This is a genomic window from Beggiatoa leptomitoformis, from assembly GCF_001305575.3.
In the GTDB taxonomy this organism is placed as follows: domain Bacteria; phylum Pseudomonadota; class Gammaproteobacteria; order Beggiatoales; family Beggiatoaceae; genus Beggiatoa; species Beggiatoa leptomitoformis.
In genome coordinates, this window is record NZ_CP012373.2 from 393823 (window position 1) to 406722 (window position 12900).

A 12900-nucleotide genomic window follows, 5' to 3' on the forward strand; every position below is an offset into this window, starting at 1 on the left:
TGTTAGACACAGAGAAGGTCTTAATTTATCTAAAAGTCAGACAAAACTTAATCTACCCGTTTTGCTACATACCGACCGGGAGCGGGTTCGATAACAGCATAATCCTTACTGCCTAACTCTTTAGGGGCTGGAACTTGCTCTCCCCCTTGTGCTTTTAACCATTGGCTCCAATGATTCCACCAACTGCCTTTTTGTGATTGAGCTGTGTCCAACCAATGAGCAGCTCCTTTACCCTTTTCGCCACCCATCCAGTAATTACGTTTATTTTTACTGGCGGGATTAATCACGCCTGCAATGTGTCCACTTGCCCCTAAAACAAACTCTAACGGACCTGAAAACAATTCCGTTGCGGTAAATGTGGTTTTCCACGGCGCGATATGGTCATCTATCGTGGATAAGAAATAGCTTGGTGTTTTAATGTTACGCAGGTTGATTGGTGCGTTACATAGTGTCAACGCATCTGGCTCTATCAACTTATTATCTAAATACATGTTCCGTAAATAATAAGTGTACATTTTTGCAGGCAGATTGGTTGGGTCGCTATTCCAATAAAGAATATCAAAGGGGGCGGGTGTTTGCCCTTTCAAATAGTTATTCACAACATACGACCAAATCAAATCATTTGCCCGTAACATAGAGAACGCGGTAGCTAAATCTTTACCAGACAAATACCCCTTATGTTTTAGCTGCGATTCCCGTTGCATAAATTGCATTTCATCAATGAATACACCTAACTCACCGGGGTCAGAAAAATCTAACATGGTGGTGAAGAAGGTTGCTGAATTGACAATAGCTTGTTTTTTACGGGCATGTAACACCGCTAATGCAGTCGCTAAAATAGTGCCGCCAACACACCAAGAAACAGCATTGATTTTCTTTGCACCTGTTACTTCTTTTGCAACATCAAAGGCTTTTAAAACCCCTTTGTCAACATAATCGTCCCAAGCCAATTGACTGAGCTTTTCATCAGGGTTCATCCATGAAATGACAAATACATTATTGCCTTGGTCAACAGCATATTTAATAAAAGAATTATCGGGTTGTAAATCTAAAATGTAAAATTTGTTAATACAAGGAGGAACAATAACAATCGGCTTATCTAACACTGTTTCAGTGGTAGGCTTATATTGCACCACTTGCATGATGTCGCTTTCATACACGACAGCACCTTGTGTAACAGCAATGTTTTTCCCTAACTTAAAGGCAGATTCGTCGGTCATACTGATACGACCTTTTTCTAAATCACCCAGTAAATTCTTCAATCCATCTAACAAGCTTTGTCCCTTGGTTTCAACGACTTGTTTAATAACTTCGGGGTTGGTCGTTGCAAAATTTGTAGGCGACATCGCATCAATAAAATACTTAGTATAAAACTGTAGCTTACGCTTATTATCATCATCTAACTGCGCCCGTTCCGCAGATTGCATCAGCAAATTCGAGGCTAACAAATAAGACTGTTTTAAATAATCAAAAACGGGGTTTTCTTCCCATTCTTTTGCAGAAAAACGGCGATCTGTTGGGTCAGGTGTTGCGACTGCCTTGCGTTCTCCCCCCATGGGTGCGCCCATCACGTTCATCCACAGTTGCATCTGAGCTTGTTGATATTGTGTAATAATATCCATCCACTTTTGCGGGTCTTGAGCCGATTGTGACGCAATGGCATTCCACGCATTCGTAAATTGCTTCAACATTTCTTGGGATTGGTTTGTGCCAAACCCTTCCATCCATTCGTTGGTCAACTTGTTAAACTTTTCCAGTAATTCTTTTGGTGTTTGATAAAGTTGTTGAGTCGTCATGTGATAGTACCCTCCTAATGAAATTGATGCAGACCATAGTGTATTACACTGTTATATAAAATGGGTAAAAAAACGTTTCGGGCGATTAATTCACAAAAATGCAGTTATAAACAGTTGTTATCCCTTATTCAGGTAATCTGGTTTTTCCGACTACCAGCGCGCCTCATTACAAAGTGGTTGGTCAACCTTTCGCACAGCAGTCTGTTCATTTTTGGCATGACAAGCCTGAAAAGCAATTCCGAATATAGAGCCTATTCCTACCGTACTTTGACACCAAACATCACCATTCATCAGTTCCATTAATTTTTTAACAATGAATAAACCTAGGCCATTCGAGGTTTCCTGAGCGGTAGGACGGGGTTTGAGGCGGCTAAACTTGCGAAACAAAATTTGTTGGTCTTCTTCATCAATTCCTTGCCCTTGGTCTTGGATTTCACAACAAATTTGTTTATTACGTTGGAATAGGTGAATACGAATTAATTTACCCAATGGCGAATATTTTACTGCGTTAGATAACAAATTATCTAAAACTTGATTTAATGCGTTTTTATCCACCATAGCCCAATAACTGGTTTCTTGTACATTAAAATCAATGGTTAGTCTTTTATTGTCTGCACGTTCTTTATAATTATCAATTATTTTTATGACTATTGGTAATACATCCACTTCTTGCATACAAATTAAATGCTGTCCCGATTCAATCGCATTAACATCCAACAAATTGCTTATTATATCAAACATCTGTTTTGTGCCAATATTAATTGTATCAAGATAATACATCGTTTTATCAACAGATAGTTTATGAAAATCTGTTCTTAATTTATCCGTGAGTGTTTGAATAGCAAATAATGGATTTTTTAAGTCATGCGCTGCAATACCCAATAATTCATTTTTCTCTTGATTAAGATACATTAAATGCTCATTTTGTATAGCTAATTTTGCTCTTAATTGCTGAATTGTTATATGCGTATTAATGCGTGCTAAAACCTCTTCTTGTTGAAAAGGCTTAGTAATATAATCTACAGCACCCAGAAAAAACCCATGTACCTTATCAGGAAGGTCAGATAGTGCGGTAATAAAAATAATGGGAATATCTACTGTTTCAGGGTTATTTTTTAGACGGCGACAAGTTTCAAAACCATCCATTTTTGGCATCATAACGTCGAGCAAAATTAAATCGGGTTTGGTTTCTTGCACACTTTCTAACGCACTCTCGCCATCTTCCGCAACAAGAATATCAAACTTGTTTGTTGCTTGTAGAAAGTCAAACAAAACATGAATATTTTCTGAGGTATCATCAACGATGAGTAACGTTGCTCTTACGCCATTGTCTGCTACCATGCACTATTCTCCCAAAATATCTTTAAAAATATTTTTAAGTTGTTTTAACTTGAAATTTTTTGCCAGTCCAATAAGTTCTTCCATAAAAGCAGTATATTCTACATTTTCTTGTTTTGTCGTATTAGCTAATAGAATAATTCCATTAACATTACCTGCTTTTGCCAATTTATAAAATAAGCATAATTTACTTTTAGGTAATTTTGCCAAAAATTGAATAAATGTATTACTATTTGTTAAGTAACGACTATCATCTTCATTTTTCCATTCAATAAAGCTATTTTTTTCTAAAATAGAAAAAAACTTCTCCGCATCGACGGGTTTTGCTAAAAAAGCATTACACCCAACGGTTAAACTTTGTTGTTCATCTTCCTTAAACGCGCTTGCGGACAGTGCGATAATAAAGGGTTGTTTAAGCGTTTTTTGTTGACGAATAAGGTAAGTTGCTGTTAGTCCATCCATAACAGGCATTTTTAAATCCATGATGATAACATCCGCTTGAAAAATATTATTTTTATCTACCGCAATTTGTCCATTTTCAGCTTCTTCAATTTCTACATCTAAATTACTCAATAAATGCAATAAAACATAACGATTAATATCTATATCATCAACAACCAAAAATTTATATTTTTTCCCCTTAAAACTAGCGGGTCTTCTTTTCTCTGTTGTTTGGGAATTGTTTTGCAATTTTTCTGTGTATTGCACAACCGTTAGTTTTAACTCAAACCAGAAAATACTACCTTTACCAACAATACTTTGTACATATAAAGTGCTACCCATTAACTCGACTAATTTTTGTGTAATAGAAAGACCTAAGCCTGTTCCTTCTACGTTGTGTTGTAAAACATGTTGATTAATTTGTTGAAAAGGAATAAAAATTTTGCAAAGCATATCTTCTGAAATGCCCATACCAGTATCTTCTACTTCAAAACGCATGGTTTCATTATGAAAAATCACATTCAAACTAACATTACCACGTTCAGTATATTTCACTGCGTTACTGAGTAAATTTAAAAGTATTTGTCGTAAACGTTTTTCATCAGCAACAATAATATTAGGAAACCCCTGATTTTTTTCATTAATGAGTGTTGAAGGAGGTGGGATTTTTCTATATGTGAAAGCTAAACCTTTTTGTTCAGCACGTAGTTTAAAAATACTAATAATATCATGTAGAAAGTTGGGTAAATTGAGTTCGTGAGGATTAAGTTCAAACTTACCTGACTCAATCTTAGATAAATCTAAAATATCATTGATGAGGTTAAGTAAGTGTTGACCGCTCCGCAGAATAACGTTGGTTTGTTCAGTTTGTTGTTCGTTTAGATTGGCATCGCGCAAAAGAATTTGTGCATACCCCAAAATACCATTAAGCGGGGTACGCAGTTCATGGCTCATATTCGCAAGAAAAGTGCTTTTTGCCTGATTAGCGGACTCAGCCGTAAGGCGGGCTTGTTCTGCTTCATTGATAGAGTGTTGTAAATCATTTAGGGCTGTTTTTAAACGTATTTCTGCCTGTTTCCTGCGGGTAATATCGCGGACAGTTCCAACCGCGTGCCATTGTCCTTTGAGTTTAAGAGGAACAACTGATATTTCTACAGGAAACGCTTCTCCATTTTTGCGGACAGCCGTTACTTCACTGATTCTTCCAAGAAAATTATCTGTTCCTGTCTGCTTAAATTGGGGGAATTTAGTTTGATGATCTGTCCAAGAGCGTTTGGGTAAAATTTTTTCATGTAAGCCTTTACCCAGTACCTCTTCTGCTTTATAAGCAAATATCTTTTCAGCTGATTGATTCCAATAAATAATATGATTATCACCATTGACTATAATAATAGCGTCTTGTGAAGAGGCACTTGCTTGACGAAACATTTCTTCACTGTCTTTTAAGGCTAATTCGGTTTCTTTTCTATCGGTTAAGTCAAATATAATGCAAACAACAGCGAAGATATCGCCTGTCTTGTTGATGAGTGGCGATACCCAAGTTGCCCCCCAAAATATCACTCCATTTTGTTTAACATAGCGTTTTTCTGAGTAAAATTGGGGGATTTGTTTCTGCGATAGGGCTTGTAATTTATTTTGGCTGGCTTGTTGGTCTTCGGGGTGGCAAAGGTTGAAGAGTGTAAAAAAGGAAAGTTCTTCAATGGTGTAGCCCAGTAGAGAGGCAAGTTTGTCGTTGACCATGAGAAAACGCCCTGTGTGATTATCTAATACGGCAATGCCAACAGCCGTATTGTCAAAAATGCCTTTAAAGCGTGCTTCGCTTTCGTTAAAGGCTTGTTCAGTGAGTTTTCGTTTAGTAATATTTAGCCACGAGCCAGATAGTTGTACAGTATTATCTGCTTTATTATAAATAAGATACATGACATCTTGTATCCAAATATAGACACCATTTGCATGTAAAAAACGGTATTCATATTCAAAAGAGCAATTTTCTTTAACCGTCTGCAATTTTTCTAAAATAATAGATTTATCTTCAGGGTGTATATTGTTAAACCAAAAATTAGGCTCACTCAGAAAGATAATAGCAGCATGACCCGTCAGGTTTATTACATTTTGGCTAACAAAATAAGTTATAAATGTATTTAATGGATTACCCACCGCGTTGAAAGTATAAATAACCGCTGGATTATATTGTAGAATATGACCAAAATGTTGTTTGGTTTGCCAATCAGCGACACTGGCAAAATGTGGATTTTCGGCGATAGGGCAATAAGTTTCATGTTCTATGGCTTTTGTTTTAAAATTTGTAATATCTCTATAATAAACAGCAATGTAATCAACTCGCGTTTGTGTCGAGTTCATAACAGGAAAATACCGCCCTTCGTACCAATAAGCAGCCGTTTTATCGATGAGTGTTTTTGGTTGTTGTGTTTGAATAACGGTGCGCATGACTGTTTGACGGTATTTGGCGACATTGGTGGGCAGAAAATGCCAAATACATCGTCCAATCATTTCTTCCGGTATTTTGTTAAACCATTGTGCGCCAATAAGATTAGTGAAAAGAATAATGCCGTTTGCTTCTAGTAGAAATACGCCATCTGTTATTGAATTTAATAGACTTATTTCTAGGCAACTTGAGTTACTCATAATAGCCTCTTATTTTAAAGCATTATTTTTATATTAGTCTTTATTGGACAGGCTAACCAATGGCTTTTAATGTAAGTGATGGGGTAGTTGTTAAGTGAGTAGTTGCTTATGTCCATTGAGAAAATCGGCAACGGACAGCATTTTTCCACCCGATTTTTGCACTTTTAAAAGGCGTAATACGCCTGCACCCGTCGCAATATCAATACCTTGTTTATTAATACGCAAAATATCGCCAGCGGTTGCCGTTTCCGCAGGCAGTGCCTGTGCTTCACCAATTCGCAGGGTGTAACCTGCAAGTGTGGTTTGTGCCATTGGAAAGGGGTTATAGGCGCGGACTGCGCGTTCTAGTTCTAGGGCGGATTTTGTCCAATCTAATTGAGCTTCTGCTTTGTCTAACTTGTGGGCATAAGTGGCTTGGCTTGAGTCTTGATTTTTTCTTTCTAAATTTTCTATATTATCAATAGACTGGCTTAGAATAGTAGCTCCTAATAAAGAAAGTTTATCGTGTAAGGTTTGTCCTGTATCTGTTGGTTCTATCGGACAGTGTTTTGTTGCGAGCATCGCGCCTGTATCTAGGCCTATATCCATTTGCATCAGGGTAATACCCGTTTCAACATCTCCTGCTAATAAGGCTCGCTGAATAGGGGCAGCACCACGCCAACGCGGTAGTAAGGACGCATGGACATTGATGCAACCAAAGCGAAAAGCATCTAATACCGCCATAGGAAGTAATAAACCATAGGCAACGACAATCATCAGGTCAGCTTGTAGGGTATGTAATTCAGTCTGTGCCGCAGTTGTTTTAAGGGTTGGGGGTTGGTAAATAGGAATTTGATGAGCAAGTGCTAGTTGCTTAACGGGGCTGGCTTGTAATTGTCGTCCGCGTCCTGCGGGTCGGTCTGGTTGGGTATAAACAGCGCAAACCGTGTGCTGAGAGTCAAGCAGTGCTTGTAAGCAGGGAACGGAAAACTGGGGCGTGCCTGCAAAAATAATTTTTTTAATGGACATGAGTGATGACTATTTCGCGTGGTTAAGCTGTTTTACGTTCTTGTTTTTCCAGTTTTTTACGAATACGTTGGCGTTTTAGGCTGGAGAGGTAATCAACAAATAATTTCCCTTCTAAATGGTCAAGTTCGTGTTGAATACACACAGCAAGTATGCCACCCGCAGAAAGCTCGAAGGGGTCGCCAGCGGCATTTAGTGCTGTTACGGTCACAAATTCAGCCCGTTCTACTTCATCATAAACACTAGGAACGGATAAACAGCCTTCTTCTGTGACTTCTACACCTGATTGGTGGGTAATTTTTGGATTAATCAGGCATAAAGGTTGATTTTTTTCTTCCGAAATATCGATAACAACAATCTGTTGGGTAATGTTTACCTGTGTTGCCGCTAAGCCTATCCCACGCGCATGATACATTGTTTCAAACATGTCATTGATTATCTGTCGAACTTCAGGATTAATCTGTTGTACAGGTTTTGCCTTGTTGCGTAAACGGGGGTCGGGAAAATGGAGTATTTCAAGTAATGCCATAAATTTAAGATGCCTTGTTACGTCGTAATTTGTTATAAATATAAGGGAGGTTTGTTATTTTAACTAGCTAACCTATTAATAAATTGCATTGATAATTAATTATGTGTGAGCATTATTTTTAAACAGGTTATTGATGGTTGTTTATTAGTGATTAGAAGAAATTTTTTTCAGTAAAAACTAACATTATCAGATAATAGCACAGTTATGACACAAACACCTTTAGTGAAAAAAGATTCTATAGAATTAATAAATGCACTTGATCATTTTAAAACAACGTTAGATATGACGTTAGATTGTGTTTTTATGTTTCATTTGCATAGCTTTTTACTTTTTTATGTTAATCAAGGTGCTGTAAAATTATTAGGGTATAGTCAAACAGAATTATTACAAAAAACGGTTTTGGAGATTCAGCCGCTTATTAAGCATGAAAAGTTTGATGCACAAATTAAATTGTTATTAGAGGGACAGCAACCAACCTTGAAGTTTGAAACTTGTTATCAGCATAAGCAAGGGTTTCTTATTCCTGTTGAAGTTTTTATCCAGTTTATTCAAATTGATAGTGAAGATGGTCGATTTGTTGCAATTATCCGTGATATTACAGAGCGTAAACAAATCGAGGATAGTTTAGAAAAAGCCTTAGAATCAGCAGAACAAGCACGTTTAGAAGCAGAGAAAGCCAATCGCAGTCGTAGTGCTTTTTTAGCAAATATGAGCCATGAAATTCGTACCCCCTTAAATGTTATTCTTGGGTTCGCCGAGTTATTACATGGGCAAACACAGGACTTACACCACAAAGAATATTTGGCGGCTATTCAGGCAAGTGGTCATTCGTTAATGCGTTTATTGAATGATATTTTGGATTTGTCAAAAGTTGAAGCGGGTAGAATGGTATTGGAATATACCATGTTGAATCCATTGACCGTTTTTTATGATATAGGTAATATTTTTTCCGAAAAAATTAAGGATAAAGGTTTAGAACTCATTATTGAACCTTCACCTGCTTTACCGCCTTATTTAATGTTAGATGAGGTTCGTTTACGCCAGATTTTACTCAATTTGGTTGGGAATGCGGTTAAATTTACGCATCATGGATACATTAAAATCAAAATAGGTTGTGCCGACTTTCTAAGTGATGCGCAAAAAACGACAGTAACGTTGTTATTTTCTGTAGAAGATACAGGCATCGGAATTCCATCAACGCAGTTGGAAAATATTTTTGCGGTTTTTGAACAATATACAGAACAAAATCCACAATATGGTGGTTCTGGATTAGGTTTAACGATTACTAAGCGATTAGTTGAGATGATGGGGGGACGCATTTGGGCAAGTAGTAACGTTAATCAAGGCAGTGTTTTTACTGTCGCTATTGAACATTTGACAGTTGCATTAGTACATAAATCGTTAGCTGTTGAAATAGAAAATAAAAAAACCATTGATATAAATACAATTTGTTTCGATAATCAGCGGATTTTATTGGTGGATGATGTTAAATTTAATCGGGATTTAATCAAGATTTTTTTAAAAGAGACGCAAGTTCATTTTTTAGAAGCCAATAACGGTCAGGAGGCCATTGAACAAGCCCGCCGTTACCAACCCGATTTAATTTTAATGGATATTGTTATGCCAATAATGGATGGACATAGTGCAGCCCGTATTTTAAAAGAAGACGCACGTTGTGCAGGTATTCCCATTATTGCTGTAACCATTTCAGTGGTTGAAAATGAGGAATTGACGCTACAAACATTATATGACGGCTTTTTGAAAAAACCATTGCATAAAAATATGTTATTACTGGAACTTATCAAATTACTTCCTTACACTTTAAACACGCGGATACCCAAAAAAAACGACCTACCTGCTACATCAGTATCTCAATCATCAGAAACCAATTTACCATCAGCCTCTCCGAATTTGTCCGCCTTGCTCCAAACATTACGAGAAGCTAAAGTGGAATGGGATGAAATCAATAACACGTTAATCATTAATAATATTGAGGAGTTTGCAAATAGAATGCAACAATTAGGGCAACAATACGCATATATTGCCTTGATTGAATGGGGTAAATCCTTAGAGCCTGTCATCAAATAAGAAGGGTTAAAGGTTCAAGCTAAAAGAATCAAGGTAGAAGCCAAATAAACCCCACTTAAGAAATTCCTAGCGCGTTTATCATATCGTGTAGCTATTGCACGATATTGCTTTAATTTACCAAAGAAATGCTCGATTAAATAACGTGCCTTATAAAGAGCTTTATCATAATCAGGTGGATTTAAACGATTTTTCCTGAACGGAATCACAGGTTCTATGCCTTGCTGTTTTAAAACATCTCTAACCCGTTCATCTGCATCATAAGCCTTATCAGCCAATAAAGCGTTTGCCTTTATCTGAGGAATAAGAGCATCAGCCCCTTCAAGGTCGCTTGCCTGTCCCGCAGTCAAAAAAAAAGGGTCGGATTGCCCAGTGCGTCAACAACGGAGTTAATCTTGGTACTTAAACCCCCTGCGCTACGTCCAATGGCTTCATCTGCGCCACCACCACTACTATGTTGATGCGCTCTAACTATTGTGCTGTCTATCATGGCATATTCATTATCGGCATCGGCACTTAGTATCTTGAAAACACGTTCCCAGACACCTTTCTTAGACCAACGACTGAAGCGGGTATGGACGACACGGAAATCACCAAAGCGTTCGGGGAGGTCGCGCCAAGGAATGCCACTGCGATAACGGAATAGAACAGCATCAATAAACAAGCGGTTATCTTTAGCCGTCATCCCGACATGTCCTTTACGCCCAGGGAGTAGCGGTTCTAGTTTTGACCATTGTTCATCGGTTAAGGCATAGCGACGACTCATTGTTTTATCCTTGGCGATATCTGGGTATATGATTATAATATAACATTTTTTACTATTTGATGACACGCCCTAGCATCGCAAGCCGCAATGTTTGAAATTCAAGCCTTGTCAGCAACATTACAAACTTTCCCAACACTTATTGATGAAATAGAACGGCTATATCGCTAATCCATTTATTAAAAAGCATTAAAGATATTTATTCATTTGGCTTTACAAAAAAGATGATAATGATTATTATTAATACCTAAGTTATCAGGTAACTATTATCTTCAAAGATTAATGGTTTCACACTAAAAACTTATTAATCATATTAAGTTGTTATAGAGATACAGGTATGAAATACGCGAGTGATATGGCAAAAAGTAGTTTACTAATTGGAACGGTCATTCTGTTGCATATACTCGCAATATGGCAATTATGGGCGCATGGCGTTGCGGCAACAGTAATACCGCCTACTCCTCCAACAATCATGCAAGTGAGTTTAACAACGCTTGTTCAAGAACAACCTGTTCCAAAACCCGAAGCTGTTGTAACGCCACCACAGCCCACTATACCAACGCCTGTTATAGAGAAAGTTGTTGAAAAACCACGTACACCTGAAAAAAAAATCATAGAAAAACCGCGTCGTGTTAAAAAAATTGAAAAACCAAGAAAAATTACCCCAAAACCTGTAGAAGTTACCCCCCCCACACCACCCATTGAAAAAACGATTGAAATACCTGTACAAGTGGCTAATTCTCCTGCTAAAGAGATACCCAAAACAGCAACACCTTCTGTTAGCACACCTACTAAAACAAAAACAGATACACCAACGACATCAACACCGACAAGCCAACCTGTTTTCAATGCGGCTTATTTAAATAATCCTGCGCCTGTTTACCCCTTATTATCTAAACGACGTGGTGAACAAGGGAAAGTCAGATTGCGTGTTAATGTCAATGCTGAGGGGCGAGCTGAAAAACTGGAAGTTGCTATTTCTAGCGGTTATGAGCAATTAGACCAAGCAGCATTAGTAACAGTAAAACAATGGCGATTTGTGCCTGCTAAACGCGGGACAGAAGCTGTCAGTGCGTGGGTTATCGTGCCTATTAATTTTCAACTAGAGGGGTAATTTATAATGCAAACATCACACTTTGGTATTGATGGTTTTTTACTACATGTCGCGGAAAATCCGTTAGCACTAACAATCGGCGTGATTTTACTGTTTATGTCATTACTTTCATGGTACTTACTATTTAGTAAAACGATTACGTTAATATTTATCAAAGCACGCACCCGTCGTTTTCGCCGACAGTTTGAAAAAGTTGATTCTTTACAAGCATTAAATAAAATATTACGTCAAGAAATCACACACGATCCTTTCTCGCGTCTGACATTGCACGGTATTCAAGCTGCAGTACATCATGAAAGAATCGCCCCTAATCGTGCAAACTTGATTTGTTCGCACAGCGAGTTTATTACACGGGCAATGCGGCGGATTATTAATAAGGAAACTGAATCGTTAAAAGCTGGCTTGAGTATTTTGGCAAGTATTGCCAGTACCGCGCCATTTATTGGTTTATTAGGAACTGTTTTAGGTATTTATGGTGCTTTAATGCAAATTAGTTCTGCGGGTTCAGCTTCCTTAGAAACGGTTGCCGCACCTGTTGGAGAAGCCTTGATTATGACCGCCATTGGTTTAGCCGTTGCGATTCCAGCGGTTTTAGGCTATAACGCCCTAGTACGCGGTTATCAAGCCTATTTTAGCGAGTTAGATGCTTTTGCGCATGATTTATATGCCTATTTAAATACAGGCGATAAGGTCATGCAGCAATTAGGCGCATTACCACCACAACCATTAACTTTACAAGAGGCAGCATAAAATGGCATTTGGTAATTTTGATGATCAAAGTGAAGATAAAACGATGGCGGAAATTAATATTATTCCCTTAGTTGATGTGATGCTGGTCTTATTGATTTTATTCATTGTAACCGCGCCATTGCTAACACCGCACGCATTCCAACTAGAACTTCCTAAGGCAAGCACTGAGCCTGTTAAGGAACAGCCCAAGATGGTTGCCATTACTTTTGATGCGGCAGGGGATTTATTTTGGGAAAAAGAGAAAGTTAATATTGAACAATTAACGCAGTATTTGCACAAAGCGGCCTTACAAACACCAGAACCTTCGCTGCAATTACAAGCCGATAAAAGCACACCGTATGAAAAAATTGCGCTGTTATTATCCGCCATTCATGAAGCAGGTTTAAACCAAGTTGGCTTTGTGACCGAACCTAACCAGACAACTACGCCTTAA

10 protein-coding genes are annotated in these 12900 nt (G+C 37.9%); 4 read left to right on the forward strand and 6 right to left on the reverse strand.

Features of this window, described 5'->3' with window-relative positions; translation table 11 throughout:
* Nucleotides 1-47: 47 nt before the first annotated feature.
* The 5 genes from AL038_RS01680 to def form a co-directional block, all read right to left on the reverse strand.
* Complete coding sequence (locus tag AL038_RS01680; protein ID WP_062148079.1) at nucleotides 48-1796, reverse strand: PHA/PHB synthase family protein; 1749 nt, start codon at nucleotides 1794-1796, stop codon at nucleotides 48-50.
* A gap of 150 nt (nucleotides 1797-1946) precedes the next feature.
* The gene (locus AL038_RS01685) at nucleotides 1947-3137 is read right to left on the reverse strand and encodes a hybrid sensor histidine kinase/response regulator (RefSeq protein WP_062148082.1); all 1191 of its coding nucleotides are present in this window, start codon (nucleotides 3135-3137) and stop codon (nucleotides 1947-1949) included.
* Nucleotides 3138-3140: 3 nt separating this feature from the next.
* Nucleotides 3141-6221 carry a PAS domain S-box protein gene (locus AL038_RS01690; RefSeq protein ID WP_062148085.1) on the reverse strand — a complete coding sequence of 1027 codons (3081 nt, stop codon included), beginning with the start codon at nucleotides 6219-6221 and terminating at the stop codon, nucleotides 3141-3143.
* 90 nt (nucleotides 6222-6311) lie between these two features.
* Nucleotides 6312-7229 carry a methionyl-tRNA formyltransferase gene (fmt, locus tag AL038_RS01695; protein ID WP_062148088.1) on the reverse strand — a complete coding sequence of 306 codons (918 nt, stop codon included), beginning with the start codon at nucleotides 7227-7229 and terminating at the stop codon, nucleotides 6312-6314.
* A 22-nt stretch (nucleotides 7230-7251) separates the two neighbouring features.
* A complete protein-coding gene (gene def / locus AL038_RS01700) occupies nucleotides 7252-7755 on the reverse strand; it encodes a peptide deformylase (RefSeq protein WP_062148091.1) in 504 nt (167 codons plus the stop codon).
* Nucleotides 7756-7959: 204 nt separating this feature from the next.
* Between def and AL038_RS01705 the strand changes: the two genes are divergently transcribed.
* Entirely contained in the window at nucleotides 7960-9843 is a 1884-nt protein-coding gene (locus AL038_RS01705) for an ATP-binding protein (RefSeq protein WP_062148094.1), read from the forward strand.
* Nucleotides 9844-9857: 14 nt separating this feature from the next.
* Here AL038_RS01705 and AL038_RS01710 read toward each other — a convergent pair.
* A protein-coding gene (locus AL038_RS01710; protein WP_201800089.1) for an IS5 family transposase occupies nucleotides 9858-10606 on the reverse strand; the annotation gives its coding sequence in 2 pieces (ribosomal slippage) (nucleotides 9858-10192 and nucleotides 10192-10606; 750 coding nt in all).
* Between the two features lie 334 nt (nucleotides 10607-10940).
* Here AL038_RS01710 and AL038_RS01715 point away from each other — a divergent pair.
* Genes AL038_RS01715 through AL038_RS01725 form a run of 3 tightly spaced genes read left to right on the forward strand, consistent with a single transcriptional unit; the run spans nucleotide 10941 to nucleotide 12900 of the window.
* The gene (locus AL038_RS01715) at nucleotides 10941-11717 is read left to right on the forward strand and encodes an energy transducer TonB (RefSeq protein ID WP_062148097.1); all 777 of its coding nucleotides are present in this window, start codon (nucleotides 10941-10943) and stop codon (nucleotides 11715-11717) included.
* Between the two features lie 6 nt (nucleotides 11718-11723).
* Entirely contained in the window at nucleotides 11724-12467 is a 744-nt protein-coding gene (locus AL038_RS01720; RefSeq protein WP_062148100.1) for a MotA/TolQ/ExbB proton channel family protein, read from the forward strand.
* 1 nt (nucleotide 12468) lies between these two features.
* On the forward strand, nucleotides 12469-12900 hold the full coding sequence (locus AL038_RS01725; RefSeq protein WP_062148102.1) for an ExbD/TolR family protein: 432 nt from the start codon (nucleotides 12469-12471) through the stop codon (nucleotides 12898-12900).